This is a genomic window from Arthrobacter sp. 9V, from assembly GCF_902506065.1.
Taxonomy (GTDB): domain Bacteria; phylum Actinomycetota; class Actinomycetes; order Actinomycetales; family Micrococcaceae; genus Arthrobacter.
On sequence record NZ_LR732912.1, the window covers coordinates 4,671,429 to 4,696,809 of the forward strand.

Below are 25,381 nucleotides of genomic sequence, written 5' to 3' on the forward strand. Positions count from 1 at the left end.
CTTAACCCCAATCCCAGCGAGCAACATTGGCATTAAGTGCCATCTCGGCGGAGGCGGAGGCAGAAGGGGAGCAAGAGAACTAGAGAACCTTGCCCTCGAAGAACTCCGGACGCAGCCGGTACATCACCAGCATGACCACCACGCCCAGCAGGATTACGCCCATTCCCAGCACGAACACCAAGCCGATGCCGCCCACCGATGAGCCCGAGCCGTACTCCGGATCCAGTGAGTCCATAGCGGTCTTGACGAACATGACCAGCAGGATCACACCGCCCACCAACGGCGCCAGGAACTTGAAGAAGAACGCCCGCGCACCCCGGAAGGCCTCGGCCCGGAAGAACCAAACGCAAGCCAGGGCTGTAATGCCGTAGTAGAAGCAGATCATCATGCCCAAGGCGGTGATGGTGTCCCACAGTGCGTTCTCGGACACCGTCCGGGTGATCACATAGAACGCAGCGGCAGCGATCGCGGCGGCAATGGTGGCAAAACTGGGCGACTTGTACGTGGGGCTGATCTTGCCGAACTTGGGCGAGATGGCACGGTAGTGGCCCATGGCCAGCAGGGTGCGGGCCGGTGAAACAAACGTGGACTGCAAGGACGCTGCGGAGCTGCTCAGGATGGCCAGGGACATGAGGATGGCAAACGGGCCCATCACCGGACCGGCCAGCACGGCGAAAATACTGGACTGGTTCTCCGGGTTGCCGGCACCCAGTCCGGTCTCACCTACACCCGCGAAGGACAAGGTGGCCAAGGCAACGGTCATGTAAATGATGACGATGACCAGCACAGTGATGGTTGCTGCACGGCCCGGGGTCTTCTCCGGGTTCTTGGTCTCCTCGTTCATGGTGAGGGTGACGTCCCAGCCCCAGTAGATGAAGATCGAGAGGGACACACCTGCAGCGAACGAGGAGAAGGAATCAACAGCGAACGGATTGAACCAGTCCGGCGAGATGGCGGTGGCGTCGAACGCCGTTCCGTTGGCTACGTGAGCGAACGCTGATACGGCAAACCAACCCAGAACCAGCAACTGGAAGGCCACCAGCACGTACTGCACGCCCTTGGTGGTCTCCATGCCCCGGTATGAAATCCAGCAAGCCAAGGCAATGAACACCAGCGTGGTAGCGATATTCAGGGGCAGGACCTTGCTGAGCTCCCCCAATTCCGGGTTACTGAAAATCTGCGCCAGCATTAGATAGAAGAAGTCCACGGCCACGGCGGCCAGATTGGACAGCACAATGATAGTTGCCGCGATCAGCCCCCACCCTCCCATCCAGCCGATCCATGGACCAAAGGCACGCGTTGCCCACGTGAAGGAGGTTCCGGCGTCGGGCATGGCATTGTTCAGTTCGCGGTAGCCGAGGGCCACCAGCAGCATGGGGATGAAGCCCACCAGGAAGATCGCGGGCAGATGCACACCCACTTCAGACACGGTAGGGCCGAGGGCCGCGGTCAGGGTATAGGCGGGTGCAATGCAGGAAACACCGATCACGACGGCGCCGATCAGGCCCACCGAGCCCGCTTTAAGGCCCTTTTCACTCAGGGTTGGTGATTCTTTCGACTGGACCGTCTTTGGTGCAGTTGACATGGTTTTGCCTTTCAGGCGATGGCTAGGCGCTGTGGCGCGTGAAGTCGCGGGGGACCACGATCATGGGAACGGGCAGGGCACGCAGGATCCGGTTGGCGGTGCAGCCCAGGAAGGTGGCCCTGTGCTGGGCCAGGCGGCTGGAGCCGATCAGCAGTATTTCGCCGTCTTCCCAGTCGAGTCGGTCAACGGCCTCTTCGATGGTGCGGCCCTGCCCGACGACGATCTCCGGTTCCGGCACACCGGCACCAACCGCTTCGGCCGCAGTCCCGGCCGCTGGACTACCTGCAGCGGCACTGCCGACGGCGGCAAGGCGGTCGGCGGCATGCATCCAGGCGGCGTCGGCGAGCCCGGGCGAGTTACCGCCGTCGAGCGCCAACAGGGAGACCAACCGCAGGGGGAGGCCGCGATCGCGCGCGGACTCAACAGCGACGTCGAGGAGTTCATCGGCGCCCGGCCGCGTCCCGAAGCCGCAGCTCAAGCGCGTGATCGGATCTGTGCGCTGGTAACCATGCGGCGCCAAGGCGACAGGTACCGGCGATGAGTGGAGCAGCGAACTCGCCACGGAGCCGATAGTAAAGCGCTTGAACAGGCCACCGTTGCTTGCGCCGATGACCAAGACTGCCGCGTCCATCTCCACGGCCGCGTCTATAAGCGTCTGCGCTTCTGAGTCACCACGGCGAATGTGGGCGCGGGCTGTCACGTCGGCCGGAACCAGGGCGAGGCCTTCGTCCAACCACCGCTGAGCCTGCTCATTGAGGATGTCGTTGTAGCCAGCCTCAGGAGGGTAGACGGCGTTGAAGGGGGAATCTTCCGGGATCACCAGGACCAGGTCCAGGGTGGCATCGTGGTTCCGGGCAAGCGCAACAGCAAGGTGAACGGCGTCGTGCCCCCTCGCGTTGGCGGTGTAACCCACTACGTAGCGCATGGTGGTCCCTTTCCTTTGGTGAACCGGGTGGTGGCTAAAACGTGTGCTGCTTAACAGTGGAGCCGGCAGGCCGGGCGTGACGCTCCCCAGCCTGCCGGTTTTTTACTGATCGCCTCAGGCGACGGGTACAGCAGCCAGTTTGTTGGCTTCGACGATCCGGGCGGCGGTTGCCTGGCCCATGCGGACGGCACCATCCACGTGCTGGTAGCCCTCAGCTGCGAGGTCGGACGAGGACCAGTAGATGGGCCCGACGTTCGCGTGTTGGTCCTTGCCGTAGCGGTGCAGGCCGCCGAGGTCATAGCTGGATGCGTAGGCGCCGCGGGTCCATTCCTCGGAGCCCCAATCGGACTCGTAGTAGACCTCGGGGGTCAGTGCCTTGTCGCCAAGGAAACCGGCGATGGACTCGAGGATCGCTTTCTTGCGGTCTTCGGCGCTGAGCTCGAACACGGCGTCGGCCTTTTCGTCGGACACAAAGCCCACCAAGGTTCCGCGGGTATCGCCGTGGTTGGTGTTGTCGTAGACCTCCTGGACCAGCGCGCCGGCGCTGAAGCCCGTGCCGGAAAGTCCTTCTTCACGCCAGAACGGGGTGTCGTACACGGCGTGGACCTTGATGACCAGGCCCAGAGACTGGTGCTGGTGCATCTGGTGCTGGCGGCGCGGCAACGGGGGTTCGAAAGAGACGCGTGAGTACAGGTTCGGCGGCACGGCCATGATTACAAAGCGCGCATTGACGGTTGCCCGCTCGGACATCACGGTCACGTTGTTGTGGTCCCACTTGATGGTGCGAACCGGGCTGTTAAGTACGACGTCGTCGCCCAGCTCTGCTGCCTGCAGCAGTGAGACCTGCTGCATACCCCCGATGACCCGCTTGTCCAGGATGAAGTCCTCATCCGTGAGGTGGCTGAAGGAGCCGGCTGAAGCAGCCATGAGGACTGCCTGCAGCGCGGAAAAGGCGTGGGCGGGTTTGGTGAGCATGCCGCCGGCAATGAAGAGGCCGATGTTGTTGCAGGCTTCTTCATCATTGGAGTTCTGGCGGAGCCAGTGGTGGAAGGAGATGGTGTCCAGCTCACGCGCTTTGGGGTGGGCCCACGGCTCGGTGGGGCCGATCTCGGCAGCAAGTTCGTCCAGGATGGCAACGAGCTTGTCCATCTCGGCCTTGGTAGTTTCATTTACCGGGAACGTGTCACCGGTGTACTGGGTGCGCTTACCGTCGGCGCCGATGTAGACGGACTCACCTTCGCGGTAGCGTGAGTACATTTTCAGTCCGAGCTCGTCCAGCAGCTCCATGAGGGCTGTCTGGTCCGGGGAAACCCACTGGCCGCCGATTTCCAGCATTGCGCCGTCGATCGTGTCCGTCCAGGTGCGTCCGCCCACGCGGTCGCGTGCTTCGAGCACAGCAACGCTGAGTCCGGCCTTCTTCAATTCCCGTGCGGCCGTCAGCCCTGACGGTCCGGCACCGACGATCACAACGTCGCGATCAAGATTCTGCATGATGTCCTCTCCGTGGCCGTCCGTGGTGGCTGACCAATAAATGAATGGCATTCATTTATCTCCATAGTAGCGCTGGAGGCGTCCAGTGTGAAGGCCCGATGGAATAATGCTTGAGACACAGGCAGCAGAAAGGCCTCCGATGCCCGCACCAACGCCCGCCCCTCCCGCCCTCCCGGCCGGCTCAACACGCCGCCGCGCCGGTCGACCGACGGCTGCGGTCCTGGACCAGGACGGCATCACGACGGCGGCGCTGGAGTTGATCAGCAACAAGGGTTACAACGGACTCACCATGGCGGCCCTGGCGCGCTCCCTCGGCGTGGCGCCGTCTGCGCTGTACAACCACGTTGCCTCCAAGGATGACGTCTTGCTGCTGGTGGAAGACCACCTCGCGGCAATGGTGGATGTCTCTGCCTTCGGCGTGGAACCATGGGACGCAGCTGTGCGTCGCTGGGCATGGTCCTACCGCGACGTATTCTCGGAGCATACGCCGCTGATCCCCGTGATTGCCGTGCTTCCCGTGGCCAATGCACCGAAAACCCTTGCGATGTACGAGGCCGTGACTGCCGGCTTCCGCGACGCCGGATTCCCGGAGGAGAAGATCATCTCCGCCATCGTGGCTCTTGAGGCGTTCGTTTTCGGTGCCGCCTACGACGTCACCGCGCCTGAGGACATCTTCGACGCCGGCAGCCTCACCGAGCAGGTCCCCAACTTCACGGCTGCTGTTGACCGGCTGGCTCTTGAACGGCATGAGCGCCCCACCGACGTCGCGTTCAGCCTGGGGCTTGAGGCGCTGATTACGGGGTTCGGGGCACTGCGAAGAACTGCTTCAGACTAGCGGGCGGGTTTTCAGCGTTCCACTGGGCTGACGCGAACGCTGATGACGGATGGATCAATGGGCCCGTTGTAGTCAATGTCATAGGTCACGGCCAGACCCACAGAGGTTCCGGGCCCCAGGGCGTAGTGGCTCAGTCCCATCGGGCTGGTGCTCTTCTGGACGTTTTGGAGCCAGTATTCCGCGTCGGCGGCATCCAACCCGTAGCGAGGAACCGCGTCCCGAACGTCCCTTTCCAGGTCTTCCCACTTTTCGTGGCGATGATAGAAGGTGACCTCTTTGAAGTCCGAACGCGCGGGGTCGGTTGCGAACTTGAGGGTGTCGGAGCTTCCGGTCACAGTGCCTTGAGGACCGGCAATGCTGATCTGGATCTCGCGGCCCTCCCGGGCAAAGATGAGCGGACCTCTCGCAGCCTCGGCAGGAAGGCCAACGGAATCCTTCTCGAGTTTTCCTGCTGTCATGTCCAAGCGTGCGGATCCCTGTGACGTGATGCGCTCGGCCCCGGCGGCGGTCAGCGTATCGAATTCCCCGCCATCCGATTGATCCCCGGGGCCGGAGGCGCCCCCCGAGCAGCCGGCCAGGACGAGGGACAATACCAAAGCACCGGCGGCCGCCATCCGGCCCTGCCTAACCCTGCCCGGAACTCCTTGCCCGGCCATAGGGTCTTCGACCTGCACATTCTTGCGATCTCCGGCCGGTTTTTGGCCTGTTTCTCGTACTGACACACAGGAAGTCTACGAGGACGGGGGCGGTTGGTGCCGAATGCTCCCGGAGTTTGCGACTCTTGTACTACAAGTAAGTAACTTGTATCCTAAGTGCAGGCAAGGACGCCGTACCAACAAGGAGAACCATGAGCACAGTAGATCTCATCCGTCACGTCAAGCTGTCCACGGCGCAACTGCCCCTCACCGTACCCATCAGCGATGCCAAAGTTTTCACCGGCAGGCAGAAGCCCATGACCGAGGTGGTGTTCCTTTTTGCCGAGATCACCACTGAACAGGGTCACAGCGGCATCGGATTCAGCTACTCCAAGCGCGCCGGGGGCCCCGCACAGTACGCCCACGCAAAAGAAGTGGCTGAAGGCATCATTGGCGAGGACCCCAATGACATAGGGAAGATCTACATCAAGCTCCTCTGGGCCGGCGCCTCGGTGGGCCGTTCGGGGGTGGCTACGCAGGCTCTGGCGGCCATCGACATCGCACTTTACGATCTCAAAGCCAAGCGCGCCGGACTCCCTTTGGCCAAGCTGCTGGGCTCCTACCGCGACTCGGTCCAGACGTACAACACCTCCGGCGGCTTCCTCAACGCCACGTTGGACGAGGTCAAGGAACGCGCCACGCAGTCCATTGACGAAGGAATCGGCGGGATCAAGATCAAGGTGGGGCTGCCGGACTCAAAGGAAGACCTGCGCCGGGTGGCCGGAGTACGCGAGCACATCGGCTGGGACGTCCCGCTCATGGTGGACGCCAACCAGCAGTGGGACCGTGCCACAGCGCTGCGCATGGGCCGCCAGCTCGAGGAATTCAATCTGATCTGGATCGAAGAGCCGTTGGACGCCTACGACTTCGAGGGCCATGCTCACTTGGCCCAGGTCTTGGACACGCCCATCGCCACGGGTGAAATGCTGGCATCTGTCGCGGAACACAGAGGCCTCATCAACGCCAACGGCTGCGACATCATCCAACCCGACGCTCCTCGCGTCGGCGGCATCACCCAATTTTTGCGCCTCGCGGCATTGGCGGACGAACGAGGCCTTGGCCTGGCGCCGCACTTCGCCATGGAAATTCACCTGCACCTGGCCGCCGCCTACCCGCGCGAACCTTGGGTGGAACACTTCGACTGGCTGGATCCGCTCTTCGAGGAGCGCCTGGAAACCAAGAACGGCCGCATGATCGTTCCGGACCGCCCAGGACTTGGCGTCACCTTGAGCGATCAGGCCCGTGCTTGGACCACCGAATCCGTGGAATTCGGCGCGTAACCTTGAACCCATGAGCCGAAACCTGACCGCGGATCTCGCCGCCGACCTTCGCAACCGAATCGTCGACGGCGTCATCCAGCCAGGTGAGAAGCTTCCCAGCGAAAACACCCTGATCGGCGAGTTCGGGGTGAGCCGGACCGTGGTCCGCTCCGCCCTCACCCGTCTCCAGGCTGAGGGACTGGTGGAAACCGAGCGTGGGCGGGGCAGTTTCGCACTGACCCCGCCCGCCGAGGGACCCACTCCTGCCCCCGGAACCCGGGCCGTCGGCAGCATGGAAGAGCGGCTGCAGATGCTGGACTTCCGGATCGGCATCGAAACAGAAGCGGCTGCATTGGCAGCGAAGAACCACACGGAGCGGCAGCTCAAGGCGGTGCACGGCGCCCTGGAGCAGTTCACGGCGAGTTCCGGCCATCCTGCACATTCCATGAAAGCCGACTTCGAGTTCCACCGCGCAGTTGCGGCCGCCACAGGCAACCCCTTTTATACAGACTGCATCTCCGCACTCGGCCAAACCATGATCACCATGCCCCGCCCTCGCCTCGTTCCCGGTGATGAGCAGGATTCCCGCGGCCGCTTCGAGCAAGTGGTCCATGAGCACTCCTCTATATACGCGGCAATTTCCGAGGGCGACCCCGTTGCTGCAGCAGCCGCCATGCGCCTGCACCTGAGCAATTCCCGACGCCGGTTCTCAGGTTCCGCACGCAGCTGACTGTTGCACTGGGGCTCCGGTTCGCTTGGGGCTCGGTGGGCTTGGGGCGGGGTTGGTTTGGTGCTGCGGTGCGCCCGCAACGTGAGTGACCGCCGTCGAACCTTCCCGCCCACCCGCACTCGTCCGAATCCCCCGCCGCACAACGCGCCGCAGCGCGAACAAGCCCGGGAATGGACGTGAAGCCGGATCCGGACAAAACAAAAGAGCCCCGATCCTAAGACCGGGGCTCTTTCAATTGCGTGCGCGAGGGGGGATTTGAACCCCCACACCCTTTCGGATACTGGCACCTGAAGCCAGCGCGTCTGCCGTTCCGCCACTCGCGCGCAACTTCTTTTTCCGGACTTAGGCTGGTCTCCCAGCTTCGTTTCCTTCAAAAGCAGCGAGATCAAGCATAACGGACATCCGGAGGAAAACACCAATCGGGGGGTGGGAGGAGCCCCCGGACAGGCCAGGGGAACTCCAACATCAGCTGAACGGAACGAAAACTTCAGCCCCCGCCTCCCCCGCCAGCATGGGCCTGAATCGAACTTTTCCGGGTCGCAAGGCGTTGTGGATTAAGGCCATTCCCAGTCAGTCCCAGTAGTATCGGGAAGTGGAAGGGCCGTCAGGCGCGTACTTCGCTGTGTGCGCGGACGGAGCAATGGACGGACTATCGGACCAGGCACAATGGGTGCCGCGGCAAGGAAAGGAGAAGGACATGGGTTTGCTGGACAAGGTCGAGCGCGGCATTGAAAAGGCCGTCCGTAACGTCTTCTCCACGGGGTCGCGGGCACGTGTTGAGCCGGTGGAGATTGCAAGCAAGCTAAGGCGCGAGTTGGACAACAAGTCCATCACCATCGCTGCCGGGCGGACGCTGGCTCCTAATGTTTTCGATGTTCTGCTCAGTGACGAGGATTTTGCCCGGGCCCAGGAATGGGGAACCCCGCTGGCGGAGGAATTGTGCGATGTCGTTATTCAGCATGTCCGCAGCCAGGGTTACACGCTCCAAGGCGCTGTGCGCATTTCCTTCCGTCGCAATGACGAAGAACGTGCCGGACATTTCGAGATCGCTTCCCGGACGGAGAAATCCTCGGATGACGGCACTCCTGCTCCACAGGCTCCTCGATCCAACGTTCCGGCCGCGCCGGCACGGCAACCCACCCGCCTCCAGCCTGTGCTGGACATCGGTGGCCAGCGGTATTCCCTCAACGCCCGGTCCGTAGTGTTGGGCCGCTCCTCCGAAGCCGACATCCTGGTGGATGACACCGGCGTCTCACGGAAGCACCTTGAGGTCCGCACTGAGAACGGCAGCACGTGGGCCGTCGATCTTGGCTCCACCAACGGCAGTTATGTTAACGGACATAAAGTGAACGGCAGCGTGGAGCTCACAGACGGCTCAACCATCACGATGGGACGTACCAAGATCATTTTCCGCCTCCTCCCCCAAACCCCGGGTGGTCACGCGTGAACGACATCAGCGAACTGACCATTACAGCGCTTCGCTTCGGGTTCCTCCTTTTGCTGTGGGTCCTGATTTTCAGCATCGTCACCACCATGCGCCGCGACTTCCAGATTGGCCGCAAAGCCGTCACTGGCGTTCCCACGGCGCGCGAAGTCCGTAAGCATCCGGAACTCGCAGCCTCACCACCGCCGGCAATCCAACATGCACGCACGTTGGTAGTCACTGAGGGCCCCCTCAAGGGCACCACGGTCCCCCTCGCCGCCAGCCCCATCCTGCTCGGCCGCGCGCAGGAAGCCACGCTTGTCCTGGAAGACGACTACGCTTCCGGCCGGCACGCACGTCTGTTCCCGCAGGGCAGCCGCTGGTTCATCGAAGATCTTGGCTCCACCAACGGCACCTACCTGGCCGATCAACAGCTCACCCGCGCCTTGCCGGTTGAGCTTGGCGTCCCCGTGAGAATCGGCAAGACGGTCATTGAATTGAGGCCGTAGTCCATGGCCTCCCCCGAGACCCCCAAAGGCAAGGAAAAGCCTGCGGAGCGCCCGCTCATCATGCGCTACGCCGCTCGTTCCGACGTCGGACGGATCCGCTCCAAGAATGACGACTCCGCTTATGTGGGCCGTCATCTTGCTGTGGTCGCTGACGGTATGGGCGGTCACGCCGGCGGCGATGTCGCTTCCGCTTCAACGGTTCTGGACATGATCCACCTTGATCATGACGACTATCCGGAGGGCGCAGAGACCGTCCTGGCGGATGAAATCCAGACCGCCAATTCCCTTCTTTCCGAACTCGTGCACCAGAATCCCAAACTTTCGGGCATGGGCACCACCGTTACGGCCCTGCTTCTGGAGGGCCGTAAGCTCCATTTCGCCCATATTGGCGACTCCCGCGCCTACCGGTTGCGCAACAAGAAGTTTGAACAGGTCAGCATTGACCACACGTTCGTTCAGCGGCTCATTGACGAGGGCCGCCTCCGCCCGGAGGAAGCCGAAACTCATCCCCACAAAAACGTCTTGATGCGTGTCCTGGGCGACGTCGATGCCAGCCCTGAGCTGGATCTGGACGTCCTGGATGTTGAACCTGGCGAGCGTTGGCTGCTCTGCTCCGACGGACTCAATTACGTAGCCGGCCACGTCGTGGAGCGCATGGTCCGTGAGACCAAGGACTTGCGTGAATGCGCTGAGATCCTCGTCGACCTGACTCTGGAAGCCGGCGCTCCGGACAACGTCACCGTGGTGATGTTGGAGATTGCGGAGGAGACCGACGACGACGTCAACACGGCCGCCGTCGACGTCGTTCCGGCAGCGGCACCTGCCGCGGTTGACGAGCCCGAGACGGTCACGGCAACCAAGTCCGCCGATGACCTGGCCGCGGATAAGGCAGCAGAAGACAAAACCGAGGCGCAAGCCAAGGCCGCCCGACAGGCGGACAATGGTTCGTCCTTCAGCGCCGGTGATCCGGATCGCAAAGAAGACGATCCTGAACGTGCATCTTCAGGCGAGTCCACAGAACCCCCCGCCACTACCGATCCTCACCTTGGTGAGCACTTGTCAGCGGAAGTACTGCGCGAGGAATTGGCCAGCCGCCCTCATGAACTTGTTGGTGCTGCCGCGACCGCAGCTGAGACGGGCTCCATTCCTACTGTCGCCGGTCGCACTGTGGCGCGCAGGGCAGCCACTGTCTTGACGCACAAAGCTGAGCAGGACCGTGTTGAGGTGGAAGAGCCGCCGCGGCGCCGGGTGCGCTGGTTGATGCCAGCCGTGGCAGCCGTGGTGGTCCTTGGCGTGGTGGTGGGCCTGTGGCTTGGCTACGCGTGGACCCAGACGCGCTATTACGTGGGCGAATTTGACCAGCGGGTTGCCATTTTCAACGGGATCTCCCAGAGACTTGGCCCCATTCAGCTTTCCCGGCTGGAAGCAGTAACCGACATCAGGGTGGATTCATTGCCGGAATACGGCCAACAAAGCGTGCGCCAGACCGTACCGGCGGGCGATCTCGACGGCGCACAAGGCATTGTTGAGAACCTGCGGAACACCGGCAGCGCCTCGGCGAACTGCCCCAGCCCCAGCCCCACGGCAACTGCCACAGCCAAGCCATCGGGAGCGGCATCCGCTACACCTGCGCCTACCGCCACTGTGCCTATCCCCAGCACCGCTGCCGTTGCCAGCCCTACTCCTTCGCCCATCCCGACTCCCTGTGAGGGGGCCAAATGATGCAGACTGAAACAGCCCCCAAACCCCGCCGGAACGTTGAGCTGGTACTCATCGTCCTGGCCCTTGCCGTAGGCATTGGCGCCAGCGCGTTGGTGAGCATCAATTCAGAAGTCGGGCTGGATAGTGATTTCTGGTTCCAGTCCAGCCTCCTGGCAGTTGCTGCTTTCGCATTCCACGTGGTCTTGAGGCTCCGCGCAAAGTATGCAGACCCGGTAATACTTCCGATTGTGGTTGCGCTCAACGGACTCGGCCTTGCGTTGATTCACCGCATGGACGGCCCCGGGGACGACACCGGCAACAACCAGCTCCGTTGGACCCTCATTGCCATGGCTGTCTCCATTGCAGTGATCTGGTTCCTTAAGGATCACCGCATCCTTCGCCGCTTCACCTACATATCCTTGGCGGTCAGTGCTTTCCTGCTGCTGCTCCCACTCATTCCGGGCATCTCCGCAGGTGAAATCCTTGGTGCGCGCGTGTGGATCCGGGTGGGACCCATGACGTTCCAGCCTGGTGAAATCGCAAAGATCACCCTCGCCATCTTCTTCGCAGGTTATCTATCCTCCAACCGGGATCTCATTCTGTTGGCTGGCCGGAAGATCGGCCCCATGCAGTTCCCACGGTTCAAGGACCTTGGCCCCATGATCACCGCGTGGCTGGTGAGCATCGGCGTGCTGGTCTTCCAGCGTGACCTCGGATCCTCCATCCTCTTCTTCGGCTTGTTCATTGTGATGATTTACGTGGCCACCAGCCGGATCTCCTGGGTGGTCATTGGCCTGCTGCTGATCCTGGGCGGCGGCTTCATCGCCTCCCAGATTTTCTCCCACGTGGCATTCCGCATAGATAGCTGGATCAATGCCTTTACCCCGGAGGTCTTCGGCAGGTCTCCCGGAGGTAGCGGGCAGATTGTGGAGGGCCTGTTCGGCATGGCCGACGGTGGCCTCGTAGGTACTGGCCTTGGCCAGGGCCGGCCGGATCTGGTGCCCTTCGCCAACAGCGACATGATTGTGGCCCTCATTGGTGAGGAGCTCGGCCTGATTGGTCTCTTCGCCGTAGTGATGCTTTACCTGCTGCTGTTCACCCGCGGCTTCCGCGCAGCTTTGGGCACCCGGGATGCTTTCGGGAAGCTCCTTGCCTGCGGCTTGTCCTTTGCCATTGCCCTGCAATGCTTCGTGGTAATCGGTGGAGTTACCAGGCTCATCCCGTTGACCGGCCTGACCACGCCGTTCCTTGCAGCCGGTGGTTCTTCACTTCTGGCCAACTGGATCATCGTTGGCCTGCTGCTCATGATTTCCAACACGGCCCGCGGCCCGGTGGACACCACTCCCATGGTCAACAAACCTCCGGCCAGCAGCAGTGCCCCGGGCACACGTAAACCGGTTACCGGACAGACACCCAGCGCACCAACTGAGGCGGTGAAGCAACAATGAACCAGGCTATTCGCAGTAGTTGGATGGCTGCCGTCGCCATGTTCGCGTTGATCTTCGGTGCCATCAGCTACGTTCAGGTGATTGGTGCTGATGACCTCAATGCCAATCCTTGGAACCAGCGCGCCGTCTTGGCGTCCTTCTGCAACGAGCGTGGCTCCATCATCGTGGGCGGCAAGCCGGTGGCTGAGTCGGTGCCGGGGACTGAGTCCTGCGCCTTCCAGCGCAAGTACAACCAGCCCGAGCTGTATGCCGGCATCACCGGATATTTCTCCAAGTTCTTCGGTTCCACCGGCCTGGAGCAGTCCATGGGCGAAACCCTGGCGGGCAACTCCGATCAGCTGTTCCTGGATCGCATGAGTCAGATGTTCCTTGGCAAAGAGCCCAAGGGAGCCTCCGTGGAGTTGACCTTGGATCCTGCCATCCAGCAGTTGGCCATGGATCTGATTCCTGAAGGCCAGCGCGGTTCCATAGTTGTCACCAACCCCAAGACCGGTGCCATTCTGGCAATGGCGTCCAAGCCCACGTACGATCCCAACCTGATTGCCACCCACGATCGCACCACTGCGGAAGCCAATTACGCGCAGCTGAACCAGATTCCCGGTATCAACCTGAACCAGAATGTCAGCGGTCCTACGGGCAATCTGCTCTCGCCCGGTTCGGTGTTCAAGCTCATTGATACGGCGGCTGCGTTGAATTCCGGAAAATACAACAAGGACAGCGAGCTGCCGAACCCCAGCAGCCTTCCCTTGCCAGGCAGCAGTGCCAGCCTGCCCAACTATGCCGGCGGCAACTGCAACGTCCGGGAAACAGCGTCCTTTGCCTTTGCCCTTGAGCAGTCCTGCAACACTCCGTTTGCCAGCATTGCCCTTGACCTCGGGCAGGATGCCATCCGCGAACAGGCACAAAAGTTCGGCTTCGGTCAGGACTTCGGCGATCAGCTCAAGCTCCAACAGGCCGTCAGCGTCTTCCCGGAAGACCTGGACCAGGCGCAGTTGGCCCAGTCATCGGTGGGTCAGCGCGACGTCAAGGCCACGCCGCTCCAGATCAACATGATGACCGCGGCCATCGCCAACGGCGGGGTGCAGATGAAGCCCAACTTGGTTGAGGCCATTCGCGCGCCTGATCTGCGCGTCATCAACGAGCCCAAGCCTGAGGCGCTCCGCACCAGCACCACGCAGCCCATTGCCAGTCAGATCACTGAGTGGATGACCAGTGCTGTAGACAATGGCATTGCCAAGGGTGCAGCCGTTCCCGGCGTCAAGGTGGCCGGCAAGACAGGCACCGCGGAACTCGGCGATTCAGGTTTGAACAATTCATGGTTTACCGGGTTCGCCCCGGCAAACGACCCGCAAGTAGCCGTCACCATTGTCATGGAGAGTGTGGACGTGCTAACCGGGGCCCAGCTAACCAGTCCGAACGCAAAGAAGATTTTTGAGGCGGTGTTGAATAAGTGAGGCCTACTTCGGGAATCACACTCGGCGGCAGGTTCCAGCTGACCAGTCGCATTGCGATTGGCGGCATGGGCGAGGTCTGGAAGGCCAAGGACCAAATCCTTGGCCGGATCGTTGCCATCAAGGTGCTTAAGGAGGAATACACGGGTGACCCCGGTTTCCTCCAGCGCTTCCGTGCCGAGGCGCGTCACACCGCCCTCCTCAACCACGTGGGCATCGCCAACGTCTTCGATTACGGCGAGGAAGCCGGTTCGGCTTACTTGGTCATGGAGCTCGTGCCTGGACACCCGCTGAGCGGCATCCTGGAGCGCGAGCAGGTGTTGTCCCCGGACATGACGCTTTCCATCATTTCCCAGACGGCACGCGCCTTGGCAGTTGCTCACGCCCAGGGTCTTGTCCACCGCGACATCAAGCCGGGAAACCTGCTGATTACGCCGGACAACCGCGTCAAAGTCACTGATTTCGGCATTGCCCGCCTGGCAGATCAGGTTCCGCTTACGCAGACCGGCCAGGTCATGGGCACCGCCCAGTATTTGGCCCCTGAGCAGGCAACCGGCCAGACAGCAACGGGCTCTTCGGACATCTATTCCCTGGGCGTCATCGGCTACGAATGCCTCACCGGCCACCGTCCGTTCTCCGGCGAATCGCAGATTGCCATCGCCCTCGCGCAGGTCAATGATGCGCCGCCGCCCCTTCCGGAGACGCTGCCCACCCCCGTGCGCGCTTTGCTGATGTCCATGCTGGCCAAGGATCCCAAGAATCGCCCGGCCAACGCCATCAAACTGGCCGAAGCCGCGGAGGCTATCCGCAACGGTGACATCGCTACAGCGCATGCCGCTGTACCCGGCATGTTGTTGTTCGAGTCCACTACCGGACCCATCACGGCCCCGGTGGACACCGCAACGGCACCCACCGGCGTCGTCACCTCGCCTTACGGTAGAGAGCAGTCGACGACGGCCACCTCCGCACTTCCGGTGCTGGGCGCGGGCGCTGCAGGAGCTGCTCTTGGAGCCGCTGCCGCATCGTCTGATAACCCCCTGACGCGTGCCAACGCGTTGGAGGCCGAGCGGCAGCTGAGCGACGACGAAGGAGTCGTCTACACCGAAGAAGACAACTTCGACGACGCCGAGCCGGAGCGCAAGAAGCGCAGCCCATGGACGTGGCCCTTGGTTGCCCTGATCCTGCTGGTCCTGTTCGCGTTGGTTGGATTCTTGATCTCCCAGTCGGGATTCTTCTCGCCGAGCCCCGCGCCTAGTGAGTCCACCACAACGAGCCCCAGCCGGAGCGCCAGCCCCACGTCCACCTCGGCTACCCCTACGCCGAAGCCCACGGAGACATCTGAAGCGCCGCAGCCTACGCAGTCGGTGCCCCAGAAGGTCAACGTCATCCCGGAGCAGTACCAGGGCCAACCTTTCGAGACGGTCAGCGGGCAGCTTCGCGCGTTGGGCCTCGGAGTAAACGGTCAGGAAGTCTTTGACGACACAGCTCCCGTGGGCATCGTAATCAGTCTCAATCCCACAGGTCCCGTGGACCCGGGGCAAACCATCACCGTGACCTACTCCAAGGGCCCGGAATTGGTGGCTGTACCCGCCATTGCACCTGGAGTAGACGAAGCCCGGGTTCGGCAAGCCATTGAGGGAGCGGGACTGCAGTGGGTTGCAGGAGAACCCGTCAACGGCGCAATCGGCCAGCAGCCGGAAACCTTCGTCCGGTCCTCGCCTGCAGCCGGTACCCAGGTTGCAGCGGGCTCTACGGTCACTTACTACCTGTCCAAGGCGCTGGTGCCCACCGAGCCTGAAACGCCGATTTCCACGCCCAGCGGCTCCGGCAGCCCGAGAAACTAAGTAAGCCGCCATGTCAACGCCACGTCCAGGTCCTGCGCACCGAGAGGAGAGCACCCCCGTGTCCTCTCAGCGCATCCTCAATTCCCGCTATGAACTTGGCGAGTTGATAGGTCGTGGCGGCATGGCGGACGTTTACAGGGGAACGGACACCCTGCTGGGACGGACCATCGCCGTGAAGGTGCTGCGCGCAGACCTGGCACGCGATCCTCAGTTCCAGGCCCGTTTCAAACGTGAGGCGCAGGCCGTCGCAGCGTTGAATCACCCTTCCATCGTGGCCATCTTCGATACTGGAGAATACTCAGTTCCGGGTGGCCCGGGCGAAGACGTGCGTGTCCCGTACATCGTCATGGAGTACGTCGCCGGACGAACCCTGCGGGACATGATCAAGGCCAATGAGCTTGGCGTTGAGGACTCTGTCGGCTTTACCCTGGGTGTCCTGGGAGCACTTGAGTACAGCCACCGCGCAGGCATCGTCCACCGCGATATCAAGCCGGCCAATGTGATGGTTTGTGCTGACACCGGGGATGTAAAAGTCATGGACTTCGGCATTGCGCGCGCCATGGCCGACTCCGCCGCCACAATGACCCAAACACAGGCCGTGGTGGGCACCGCCCAATATCTCTCGCCCGAGCAGGCACGAGGCGAAACGGTGGATGCGCGTAGTGACCTCTACTCCGCGGGCTGCCTGCTGTTCGAGTTGCTGACCAGCCGGCCCCCGTTCATTGGCGACAGCCCCGTATCAGTGGCCTACCAGCACGTCCGGGAAACTCCGGACCTGGCCAGTGCCCACAACCCGGAGGTCTCCGAAGCACTGGATTCCGTGTTGGTGAAGGCGCTGCAGAAGAGCCGGACAGACCGATTCCAGGATGCAGCAGCCTTCCGCCGTGCCCTGCGTGCGGCCAGCAACGGGATCCCCGTACCCGCAGTGGCAGCCAGCGAAGCTCCCACCGACCCCAATGACCTCGTGGAACCGGAAGACCCGGCAACAGAACTCTTAAGCACTACGGCCGTGGGCTTCCTCGATGCCGAGCAATTCAGAGACGAAACTGTGGAACAACCCCAGGAAGAACCTCTTCCCTTGGGCCTCCCACCGGAACGTGAGCTTCCGGCGGGCCAGAAGTCCCGGCGTCGTGCCTGGGTTGCCACCTTGGTGATCTTTACGCTCCTGGTCCTGGCAGGCGGCGGCTTCTGGCTGTACAGCCTCATGAACATGCAACCGCCACCCCCCGCGAAAATCGCGGTGCCGTCAGTGACCAACATGTCCGAAAGCCAGGCGCTTCAGGAACTGTATTCAGCCAAGCTGAAGCCCAAATCAGTTCGTGAACCCAGCGACACCGTGGCCAAGGACATGTCTATCGGCACGTCGCCGATTACGGGCGCCCTGCTGGAACAGGATGCTGAAGTGGTCTTGAAGATCTCCAGCGGCCCCAGCTCGGTGACCATCCCTGCGGACATCGTGGGGCGTACGGAGCCGGATGCGCGGGAAGCCTTGCGCAGGCTCGGCATCACCGGCGAAATCACCACCGTCCTGACTCACAGTCCCACCGTCCCGGCCAACGTAGTGATCGGCACGGCTCCCGCACCGGGCGGCGCGATCGCCGTGGAAAGCAAGGTGGAGCTGCAGGTTTCCACGGGCAAAGTCCTCATGCCGCAGTTGATCGCGCTGCCGGCGACTGAAGCCGAAGCTGCGCTCAAGGCCATCGGCCTGACAATGGCACTAGTGGAGCAGGAGAACTCCCAAGTGGCACCGGGGATCGTCACGGCTCAGAGCGACGCCTTCAACACCGAGGTGGCACAGGGCAAGGTGGTAACTGTCACGGTGGCCAAGGCCCCGGTTCCACCACCCGCACCCACCCCGACGCCAACTCCCACGGAAACCCAGCCGGCGACCCCAAAGCCCACGCCAACCAAGAAGTAAGGCGGCTTTGGCTGTCGCGGCGGGCACCCGGAAGCGGGCGTCTAAGCGAGGAACGAGCGAGCCCGCGGAGGGTGTCAGCGGCGCCAGCCGCACCTCAGCTACTGCTTGATCAGCGGGCTCAGTCTCGAGGCTCGTTCAGCCGCACCGGTCATGCCGAGGGACTCCAACCAGTTGCCCAGCATCTGATATCCGCCTTCAGTGAGCACCGATTCCGGGTGGAACTGGACGCCGCAGAGGGGCGCGGTCTTGTGCTGCAGGCCCATCACCACTCCGTTGGTGGTCTCGGCGGTGATTTCCAGAACGTCCGGTATGGAGTTCCGGACGGCTGCAAGGGAGTGGTACCGCGTTGCCGTGACGGGCGACGGGAGACCGGCAAAGACGCTCTTGCCTTCGTGCTGGACGGGCGAGGTCTTGCCGTGCATGAGTTCCGGCGCGTGAGTCACCACTCCGCCATATGCCTCGGCCAGGGCCTGATGTCCCAGGCACACGCCAAACATGGGCTTTGCGGCCTCACCGCACCACTTAATGAGCTCAATGCAGACGCCCGCTTCGGCGGGCGTACCCGGACCGGGGGAGACCAGGACGCCGTCGCGGCTTGCTGCGAGTTCAATGGCCTCGGCTAGCGTCACGTCGTCATTGCGTACAACTGTTGTTTGGGCACCGAGTTCCTGGAGGTACCCCACCAGTGTGTAGACAAAGCTGTCGTAGTTATCCACTACAAGAATTTTTGTTGTGCTCATGGCTGCTGCACTAAACCAATCGTTGAGTCGGTCAAAGTGGTGAACTGGGAAAACCAAGGGAAGAGGAACTGGACCATCAGCACCAAGGCGATGCCCACCAGTACCAGGGAAGTCAGGATCCGCACCCATAGGGGGCCCGGCAGATTACGGAAGATCCATGCGTACATTCGTTAACCCTTTCCGTGTGCCCGGGCTACTTGCGCGGCGATTTCCGACGGCGGTCCGGCTGAGGCGGGTTGCCAACTATCCAACATTGAGTAAGCAATGATGCGTTCCTGAGCACCAAATCGCGGATTGCAACTCGTCATGGTGAGGATACTTTCCGTGGGCTGGACTCCCGCCTCGGTGGGAACGGGCATCAGGACGTCCGTTCGGTCCGGGAGAACGATCTGGTTGTTGCGGAAAACGTAGGTGTAGTAGCCGTCTGCCGTCTGGATGTAGATCTTGTCCCCGGGAACCAGGGTGTGGATGTTGTCCAGAACTGCACCGTGGGTTTGACGGTGCCCGGCTACCGCGAAGTTACCGGGTGCCCCAGGCATGCTGGTACTTCCGTAGTGCCCCAAACCCAGCGTGTCCAGAACATCCGAGCCGGTGCCTTCAATGATGGGGCGTGTGTAATCCGGGCCAAAGCGGGGGATATACATGATCCCGATCATTCCTGCATAGGCGGGAGCCTGCGTAACTACCGGGGGTCCGTAGTCCACGGGGGCAGCAGGTGCCGCAGGAGTTACTGGTCCGGTGAATTCCTGAGCGAAGCTTTTAACCGCTTCAGTCTGCTTGGCATCAGCTTCAACGTTGGTCCACCACAGCTCCCAGCCCACAAAGAGGAGCAGCACTATGCCTGCCGTAATGAGCAGCTCGCCCAGGATCTGGCTGATTTTTCGGATGACGTCAGAGGCCCGGACTCGCTTGCGCGGGCGCATTTCCTGCCCTTGGCGTGCGGACGGCACGGCGGTTGCCGCCGTCTGCTGCTGATGCGCCACAGGGTCTCCTTGCATAGGGCGCGGGCGGGACAGGCGGGCTCCCGGTTGCGGCTAGACTTGACAGCTAGAACCAACCCGGAACGCCGTGTGGCCGTTAACCGCTGGAAATTTCCTTCCTGCAGGATATCAAGGCTGGCGCCAACGGGTATTAACCGTACAGCCAGGAGGATCCGTGCCCGAGTCCAAGCCCCGCAAGCGGCCTGCCCGTCAGGCCCCGCAGACTTCCGCAGCACAGCAGTACAAGCCGAACCCGGTTTGGTACAAGGCTGTCATGTTCGGCTTGATGATCCTCGGCCTGATCTGGATCATCACCTTCTACATCACTGAGGGTCAGTTCCCTGTTCGCGAGTGGGCCTCGTGGAACATCGTGGCAGGCTTCGGAATTGCAATCGTGGGCTTTCTTATGACCACGCGCTGGCGCTCCTAGGAATTTCGCACCTCACATTTGCGTGCCCGTGAACGTCTACAGGATATGAGCATCCGGCACACCACCATGGATTCCCCGTTGGGGCAGTTAACGCTGACTGCCCGCGGGGAATTTTTGACGGGTATCTTCTACGAAGGTCACTGGCATATGCCTCCCGCCGACTACTTCGGAGAACTGACCGGGATCGATGACCCCGTGTTTGCGCGGACCCGGACCGAACTTACCGAGTATTTGGGCGGTCATCGGACGGCTTTCGATGTCCCCTTCGAGGCACTCGGTAACCCGTTTCAACAGAAGGTCTGGGACCGGCTGCAACATATACCTTTCGGTGAAACTGTCAGCTATGGACAGTTGGCTGCGGAGTTGGGGGATCCCCACCTGGCCCAGGCTGTGGGATCGGCTGTTGGACGCAATCCCATCAGCATCGTCATTCCCTGCCATCGCGTGGTGGGTCGCTCCGGCCAACTCACGGGGTACGCGGGTGGGCTTCGAAATAAGCGCTTCCTCCTGGAATTGGAAGAGCCGGCAGAAGTGCGGGAAGGCAAGCTTTTCTGATGAAGCCAGGGCAGATGCTCAACAAAAAGCCGTTCGAAGCCGTGGTCCGCGAACAGGGCACCACGGTGCTTCGGGTGTGCCGTGCGATCCTCGGCGTGCATGATGCTGATGATGCGTGGTCGGATACGTTCCTGGCGGCCCTGCAGGCTTATCCTGCCCTTCCTCCTGAGGCCAACGTTGAAGCCTGGCTGGTCACCATCGCCCATCGGAAGTGCGTGGACCATCTACGGGCCGGAACCCGTCGCGCCTTGCCGGTTGACCATCCGCCGGAACAAGCTTCCAGCCTCGGCATTCCTGGTGAAGGTCATTGGGAACTGCTGGAAGCCCTCACACGGCTCCCCCCGAAGCAGCGCCAAGCCGTGGCCTATCACTACCTTGCCGGTCTTTCCTATAAGGATGTTGCCGGGTTATTAGGCGGAACCGCCGAGGCTGCCCGTCGCGCCAGTGCCGACGGCGTGAAATCTCTGCGGTCCGTTCTCACCATCCACCAGTCACTGGCTCATACATCCTCTAAAGGCGATATCTGATGACCCTTGAACTCAGCCCCGATCACGCCGAGGTTATTTCGCTCCTGCAGCCCTTGGACGCCGGACTGGAACCGGCCATTGCCAGCCTCCATGCGCGTTTGGCACGCGATGCACAGCTCACCCATACCTTGGACGTCGCATACAGGATTGTGGATTCTCCGTTGGGAAAACTCCTTTTGGCTGCTACGGATCGTGGCATAGTCCGCGTTGCCTTTGAGCTGGAAGACCACGACGCCGTTCTGCAGTTCCTCGCAAACACGGTGAGCCCCCGCATTCTTCAGGCCCCTGCGCGTCTTGATGACGCCGCTCGCGAACTCGACGAGTACTTTAAAGGCACCCGAACCGAATTCGATCTAACACTGGACTTCCGGTTGTCCCGCGGTTTCCGTCTCAACGTCCTGCGCCACCTGCCTCGGATCCCTTACGGCAACACAGCCAGCTACGCCCAAGTTGCCCAGGCAGCCGGCAGTCCAAACGCGGTCCGTGCTGTGGGGACAGCTTGTGCCACCAACCCTTTGCCGCTCATTGTTCCGTGCCACCGCGTAGTAAAGTCGGACGGCAATTTTGGCGGCTACCTTGGCGGAACCGAGGCCAAACGCGCCCTGCTCCGCCTTGAGGCGGCGGCGTGAGCGAAGACGCCCTGTTTCCCTTGGAGCTGGTACGGACGGAAACGAACGACGCCGGTCCCCGCCTGGTTGCGCCCGGCGCCGTCCACATTCCCGGCTGGCTCACCCTTGAGCAGCAGCGATGGATTGTGGCGCGCTTTGGTGAATGGACACAAGGGCCGGTTCCCCTCCGTGCGGCAACTCTTCCGGGCGGCCACCAAATGTCGGTGCGGACGGTTTGCCTTGGCTGGCACTGGCAGCCTTACCGGTACACGCGCGAAGCCACTGACGTCAACGGCCGTCCCGTCCTCGATTTCCCGGACTGGATGGTGCGCCTGGGGCGGAAAGCAGTGGACGCCGCCTATGCCTCCGGCGTTGAAAGCGACCAGACCCTGAGTGCGTTGGCCACCACCTACACCCCCGACGCTGCATTGGTGAACTATTACGATGACGGCGCCGCCATGGGGATGCACCAGGACAAGGACGAGCGCTCCAACGCACCTGTGGTCTCACTCAGCATTGGCGACACGTGCCTTTTTCGATTCGGCAACACGCACACCCGGACCAAGCCATACACGGATGTGAAGCTCCATTCCGGAGACCTCTTCGTCTTTGGAGGCGCGTCCAGGTTCGCTTATCATGGCATCCCCAAAGTCTTCCCGGAAACGGCAGCGGATGGCTGTGGCCTCTCACGGGGCCGGATCAACATCACCATGCGAGTCACAGGACTATCGTGACGTCGGCCTATCGTGATGCCGGCATACATACCCAATAATGTCCGGGGCGCCGGGCAGAATATTCCAAGAAGCTGAATTACTGTCTGGTTCTTGAACAGCCGGGCCCAGAGGAGCATGCATGACCCCGGAAAGTGGCACCATCGTCGGTGAGGACGGCCTGGCGCGTCCGCTGTGGGCGTCCTCAGACCCCCTCATGCAGGCTTACTACGATCACGAGTGGGGAATGCCGGTCCGCGATGAGCAGGGCATGTATGAGCGCATCAGCCTCGAGGCGTTCCAGGCTGGTCTATCCTGGGCTACCATCCTTCGGAAAAGGGATGCCTTCAGGCGCGCATTCCTGGACTTCCATCCGGAGAGTGTCGCCGCCTTCACCGAGGCAGACCAAGAGCGGCTCATGCTCGACTCCGGTATTGTCCGCAACCGATTGAAGATCAAAGCCGCCATCACTAATGCCAAGGCGACCATTGCCTTGCGTGAAGAGGGCGGGCTGGTGGACTTCGTGTGGTCCTTCCAGCCCCTTACTACTCCCAAGCCCACCACCATGGCGGATATACCTACGAGCTCCCCGGAGTCGATCGCCTTATCCAAGGCGCTGAGGAAGAAGGGGTTCGCTTTCGTAGGACCCACCACCATGTACGCGCTCATGGAAGCTGTAGGCATCATTGACACCCACTTGATGGACAGCCACCGGAGGGGAACCTCCGGAGTTTGGGCCTAAGCTGTCCTGCTGTGAGCTCCTAAGCCGTCCTGCGGTGAGCTAGGGGTCGCTTAGTCCACAGATCCTGTCCACAGAAGTGCGTAACTTTATCCACAGGCGTGGATAACTTCTGTGGACATCCATGTAACGCCGGTCCATATCGTTGTCAGCCCGCCGATTTGGACTCCTGGCTCGAGCGGAACCACTTATACCCACTGTGTACTGCGCTGTGGATAGTCCACCAAGCTTCACCGAGTGTTCAGACTTTCAGGATTGCCGGATTCGTCCAAGCCATCTTTTGGTCCGTCCGGGCCGGCTTTTGCTGCTTCCGCGTTTCCACGCTCCTTCAGGAGCAGTGGCGAAGTTACCCACTTAACAACAGCCCCCTACCCACAAGTTATCCACAGCTGGGGAAAAGGTTGTGGGTTTCGCCTTCAAGATCCCCGGTTTAGAGAGTATTTGGACCCCTTCCATGCCGTGAACTACAGCTATGTAAGTTATTAACACTGTTGATAAGTCTGTTGATACGCGGAACTCCACCGCTTGATTAACAGGATTGTCCACAGGTCCTGGTGAGAAGGTGGTTTTGTCCACATTTACGCGTCGGTAGGGGACAAAGTTATCCACAGCTGTGGAGAAACTCATGCCTTTCCGGGGATATCTTCTGTTCTGACGAGCCCTCGGACGGTTAAGGGCGAGAACTACACCTGTGTAAGTTACGCACACTGTGGATAACGCCTGTGGATAAGCACCATGAGTACGGTGGTGCAATGAAGAGCGACTTCAAACGGTTGATACCCAGTTATACCGCCAAGCACGGCCAATTTTCGGTGATGACGGTTCCTACCATGCAGTACCTGATGATCGATGGTCATGGGGACCCCAACACGGCCCGGTCCTACCGGGAAGCGCTGGCAACCTTGTACCCGGTGGCCTACGCCTTGAAATTCCTCAGTAAGCGGGAGCTCGGCCAGGACTATACGGTAATGCCGCTCGAGGCCCTGTGGTGGTCGGATGACATGGAGTCATTCACCACTGCGAGGGACAAATCCCGCTGGAACTGGACGGTGCTGAATATGGTCCCCCAGTGGGTCACCAGGGACCATCTGGAAACGGCGCGGGAGACTACCGCCAAGAAGGGCGACGCGCCGGTACTGGAGGAACTGCGGCTGGAGCCGCTTGATGAGGGGTTGTGCGTGCAAACACTGCACGTAGGTCCGTATGACGATGAAGGGCCGGTACTTGAGGAGATGCACAACAAATTCATTCCGGAGCAGGAACTGAAAATGACAGGCAGGCACCACGAGATCTACCTCAGTGATCCCCGGCGCACCGCAGCGGAGAAGCTGAAAACAATCCTGCGCCAGCCGGTCAGGAGTGTTAGTAGCTTCGGGGAGGACCGCTAGCTGAACTCGGGGAATTCAGCCGGCAGTGACGCGGAACCAGGTGACCACGGCCAACAGGCCGGCTACCAGAACCAAACCACCGGCTTGCAGCAATGCCTGGTTCTTGCCTCGTGGAGCATATGCAATCGCGGCGGCAGCCAAGCCACCAGTGATCAGGCCGCCGAGGTGTGCTTGCCAGGCAATGCTGGGGACAAGGAAACCGATCACTCCGTTAATGGCGATCAAAATCCACAATTGCTTGGTCTCTCCACCCCTGTGGCGCTGCACAACGAGCATGGCGCCAAAGAGACCGAAGATCGCCCCGGAAGCACCCACCACGCCCACTGCAGGCACTGTGGTGGGCGTTAGGGCAAGGAAGCCCACGGATCCGCCAATGGCGGAAATCAAGTACACAGCCAGGAATCGGATGCGCCCCAGCAAAGGCTCAAGGGCCTGGCCGAAAATCCACAGTGTGTACATGTTCAGGACTATATGGAGCAGGAAGCCCTGCGAGTGGAGGAACGCCGCCGTGACCATGCGCCACGGCTCACTGACGGCAAAAATGTTGGCGAAGGCGAAGTTCTCAAAGACCGCGTCACCGGGCACGATCCACTGCAGAACATAAACCAGTGCGCACAAGCCAATGATCAAGTACGTCATCAAAGGCCGGCCCACGGCCAGGGCTCCACCGTACGGGGAGCGGTATGTCGGCGTCGTACGTTTTTGTTCGTTGACGCAGTCGATGCATTGGAATCCGACGGCGGCCGCCCGCTGGCACTCGGGGCACGCAGGGCGCCCGCAGCGCTGGCACCGCACATAGGAGGGCCTGTCCGGGTGCCTTGGGCACACCGGAATATCGGCGGACGGCTCGGCCGACGGAATTCCGTAACTCATGAGCTCAGGTTCAGCGT

The 25,381-nt window shown here is 61.6% G+C and carries 25 protein-coding genes and 1 tRNA gene; 17 read left to right on the forward strand and 9 right to left on the reverse strand.

Annotation, left to right across the window (positions count from 1 at the left end):
* Window positions 1-79: 79 nt before the first annotated feature.
* The 3 genes from BACI9J_RS21545 to BACI9J_RS21555 all read right to left on the reverse strand — a co-directional run bounded on the left by BACI9J_RS21545 (window position 80) and on the right by BACI9J_RS21555 (window position 4,052).
* Window positions 80-1,585, reverse strand: coding sequence for an APC family permease (locus BACI9J_RS21545; RefSeq protein WP_159736169.1), 1,506 nt, complete (start codon window positions 1,583-1,585; stop codon window positions 80-82).
* A gap of 22 nt (window positions 1,586-1,607) precedes the next feature.
* Window positions 1,608-2,510, reverse strand: coding sequence for a universal stress protein (locus tag BACI9J_RS21550; protein WP_159736170.1), 903 nt, complete (start codon window positions 2,508-2,510; stop codon window positions 1,608-1,610).
* Window positions 2,511-2,624: 114 nt separating this feature from the next.
* The gene (locus tag BACI9J_RS21555) at window positions 2,625-4,052 is read right to left on the reverse strand and encodes a flavin monoamine oxidase family protein (RefSeq protein ID WP_159736171.1); all 1,428 of its coding nucleotides are present in this window, start codon (window positions 4,050-4,052) and stop codon (window positions 2,625-2,627) included.
* Window positions 4,053-4,107: 55 nt separating this feature from the next.
* Between BACI9J_RS21555 and BACI9J_RS21560 the strand changes: the two genes are divergently transcribed.
* Complete coding sequence (locus BACI9J_RS21560; protein WP_159736172.1) at window positions 4,108-4,836, forward strand: TetR/AcrR family transcriptional regulator; 729 nt, start codon at window positions 4,108-4,110, stop codon at window positions 4,834-4,836.
* Window positions 4,837-4,847: 11 nt separating this feature from the next.
* Here the strand turns inward: BACI9J_RS21560 and BACI9J_RS21565 are convergent, their stop codons facing one another.
* Window positions 4,848-5,558: a hypothetical protein gene (locus BACI9J_RS21565; protein ID WP_159736173.1), complete on the reverse strand. Its 711-nt coding sequence runs from the start codon at window positions 5,556-5,558 to the stop codon at window positions 4,848-4,850.
* A gap of 125 nt (window positions 5,559-5,683) precedes the next feature.
* On the opposite strand from BACI9J_RS21565, the gene BACI9J_RS21570 reads away from it, so the two are divergent.
* Together BACI9J_RS21570 and BACI9J_RS21575 are read left to right on the forward strand one after the other, a co-directional pair.
* Window positions 5,684-6,811: an L-talarate/galactarate dehydratase gene (locus BACI9J_RS21570; RefSeq protein WP_159736174.1), complete on the forward strand. Its 1,128-nt coding sequence runs from the start codon at window positions 5,684-5,686 to the stop codon at window positions 6,809-6,811.
* Window positions 6,812-6,821: 10 nt separating this feature from the next.
* Entirely contained in the window at window positions 6,822-7,520 is a 699-nt protein-coding gene (locus BACI9J_RS21575) for a FadR/GntR family transcriptional regulator (RefSeq protein ID WP_159736175.1), read from the forward strand.
* A gap of 240 nt (window positions 7,521-7,760) precedes the next feature.
* On the opposite strand, the gene BACI9J_RS21580 is transcribed toward BACI9J_RS21575, so the two are convergent.
* A tRNA-Leu gene (locus BACI9J_RS21580) sits at window positions 7,761-7,843 on the reverse strand.
* A 374-nt stretch (window positions 7,844-8,217) separates the two neighbouring features.
* Here BACI9J_RS21580 and BACI9J_RS21585 point away from each other — a divergent pair.
* The 7 genes from BACI9J_RS21585 to pknB are packed head-to-tail and all read left to right on the forward strand — an operon-like array spanning window position 8,218 to window position 17,814.
* Entirely contained in the window at window positions 8,218-8,967 is a 750-nt protein-coding gene (locus BACI9J_RS21585; RefSeq protein ID WP_159736595.1) for an FhaA domain-containing protein, read from the forward strand.
* A 5-nt stretch (window positions 8,968-8,972) separates the two neighbouring features.
* Window positions 8,973-9,452, forward strand: a complete 480-nt coding sequence (locus BACI9J_RS21590) for an FHA domain-containing protein FhaB/FipA (protein WP_024818875.1) — start codon at window positions 8,973-8,975, stop codon at window positions 9,450-9,452.
* A gap of 3 nt (window positions 9,453-9,455) precedes the next feature.
* Window positions 9,456-11,174: a PP2C family protein-serine/threonine phosphatase gene (locus BACI9J_RS21595; RefSeq protein ID WP_159736176.1), complete on the forward strand. Its 1,719-nt coding sequence runs from the start codon at window positions 9,456-9,458 to the stop codon at window positions 11,172-11,174.
* Entirely contained in the window at window positions 11,171-12,601 is a 1,431-nt protein-coding gene (locus BACI9J_RS21600; protein ID WP_159736177.1) for an FtsW/RodA/SpoVE family cell cycle protein, read from the forward strand. Before BACI9J_RS21595 ends, BACI9J_RS21600 begins: the two co-directional genes overlap by 4 nt.
* Window positions 12,598-14,055 carry a penicillin-binding transpeptidase domain-containing protein gene (locus BACI9J_RS21605; RefSeq protein WP_159736178.1) on the forward strand — a complete coding sequence of 486 codons (1,458 nt, stop codon included), beginning with the start codon at window positions 12,598-12,600 and terminating at the stop codon, window positions 14,053-14,055. The genes BACI9J_RS21600 and BACI9J_RS21605 overlap by 4 nt, the downstream gene beginning before the upstream one ends.
* On the forward strand, window positions 14,052-15,896 hold the full coding sequence (locus BACI9J_RS21610) for a protein kinase domain-containing protein (RefSeq protein WP_159736179.1): 1,845 nt from the start codon (window positions 14,052-14,054) through the stop codon (window positions 15,894-15,896). The genes BACI9J_RS21605 and BACI9J_RS21610 overlap by 4 nt, the downstream gene beginning before the upstream one ends.
* A gap of 10 nt (window positions 15,897-15,906) precedes the next feature.
* Entirely contained in the window at window positions 15,907-17,814 is a 1,908-nt protein-coding gene (pknB, locus tag BACI9J_RS21615) for a Stk1 family PASTA domain-containing Ser/Thr kinase (RefSeq protein WP_159736180.1), read from the forward strand.
* Between the two features lie 98 nt (window positions 17,815-17,912).
* Here pknB and BACI9J_RS21620 read toward each other — a convergent pair whose 3' ends face one another.
* From BACI9J_RS21620 to BACI9J_RS21630, 3 genes are read right to left on the reverse strand one after another with little or no spacing between them, the layout of a single operon-like run.
* The gene (locus BACI9J_RS21620; protein ID WP_159736181.1) at window positions 17,913-18,554 is read right to left on the reverse strand and encodes an aminodeoxychorismate/anthranilate synthase component II; all 642 of its coding nucleotides are present in this window, start codon (window positions 18,552-18,554) and stop codon (window positions 17,913-17,915) included.
* A complete protein-coding gene (locus BACI9J_RS21625; protein ID WP_201296639.1) occupies window positions 18,551-18,721 on the reverse strand; it encodes a hypothetical protein in 171 nt (56 codons plus the stop codon). The genes BACI9J_RS21620 and BACI9J_RS21625 overlap by 4 nt, the downstream gene beginning before the upstream one ends.
* A 3-nt stretch (window positions 18,722-18,724) precedes the next feature.
* Window positions 18,725-19,552 carry a class E sortase gene (locus tag BACI9J_RS21630; RefSeq protein WP_159736182.1) on the reverse strand — a complete coding sequence of 276 codons (828 nt, stop codon included), beginning with the start codon at window positions 19,550-19,552 and terminating at the stop codon, window positions 18,725-18,727.
* Window positions 19,553-19,709: 157 nt separating this feature from the next.
* Between BACI9J_RS21630 and BACI9J_RS21635 the strand changes: the two genes are divergently transcribed.
* The 7 genes from BACI9J_RS21635 to BACI9J_RS21665 all read left to right on the forward strand — a co-directional run bounded on the left by BACI9J_RS21635 (window position 19,710) and on the right by BACI9J_RS21665 (window position 24,491).
* On the forward strand, window positions 19,710-19,964 hold the full coding sequence (locus BACI9J_RS21635; RefSeq protein ID WP_159736183.1) for a cell division protein CrgA: 255 nt from the start codon (window positions 19,710-19,712) through the stop codon (window positions 19,962-19,964).
* A gap of 45 nt (window positions 19,965-20,009) precedes the next feature.
* Entirely contained in the window at window positions 20,010-20,519 is a 510-nt protein-coding gene (locus tag BACI9J_RS21640; protein WP_159736184.1) for a methylated-DNA--[protein]-cysteine S-methyltransferase, read from the forward strand.
* Window positions 20,519-21,046: an RNA polymerase sigma factor gene (locus BACI9J_RS21645; RefSeq protein WP_159736185.1), complete on the forward strand. Its 528-nt coding sequence runs from the start codon at window positions 20,519-20,521 to the stop codon at window positions 21,044-21,046. The genes BACI9J_RS21640 and BACI9J_RS21645 overlap by 1 nt, the downstream gene beginning before the upstream one ends.
* Window positions 21,046-21,675 (forward strand): methylated-DNA--[protein]-cysteine S-methyltransferase, encoded by a 630-nt coding sequence (locus BACI9J_RS21650; RefSeq protein ID WP_159736186.1) that lies wholly within the window; start codon window positions 21,046-21,048, stop codon window positions 21,673-21,675. The genes BACI9J_RS21645 and BACI9J_RS21650 overlap by 1 nt, the downstream gene beginning before the upstream one ends.
* Window positions 21,672-22,388, forward strand: a complete 717-nt coding sequence (locus BACI9J_RS21655) for an alpha-ketoglutarate-dependent dioxygenase AlkB family protein (protein WP_159736187.1) — start codon at window positions 21,672-21,674, stop codon at window positions 22,386-22,388. The genes BACI9J_RS21650 and BACI9J_RS21655 overlap by 4 nt, the downstream gene beginning before the upstream one ends.
* A 118-nt stretch (window positions 22,389-22,506) precedes the next feature.
* Window positions 22,507-23,106: a DNA-3-methyladenine glycosylase I gene (locus BACI9J_RS21660; protein WP_159736188.1), complete on the forward strand. Its 600-nt coding sequence runs from the start codon at window positions 22,507-22,509 to the stop codon at window positions 23,104-23,106.
* Window positions 23,107-23,855: 749 nt separating this feature from the next.
* The gene (locus BACI9J_RS21665; RefSeq protein WP_159736596.1) at window positions 23,856-24,491 is read left to right on the forward strand and encodes a GyrI-like domain-containing protein; all 636 of its coding nucleotides are present in this window, start codon (window positions 23,856-23,858) and stop codon (window positions 24,489-24,491) included.
* A gap of 15 nt (window positions 24,492-24,506) precedes the next feature.
* Here the strand turns inward: BACI9J_RS21665 and BACI9J_RS21670 are convergent, their stop codons facing one another.
* Window positions 24,507-25,364 (reverse strand): rhomboid family intramembrane serine protease, encoded by an 858-nt coding sequence (locus BACI9J_RS21670; protein WP_159736189.1) that lies wholly within the window; start codon window positions 25,362-25,364, stop codon window positions 24,507-24,509.
* Window positions 25,365-25,381 lie beyond the last annotated feature (17 nt).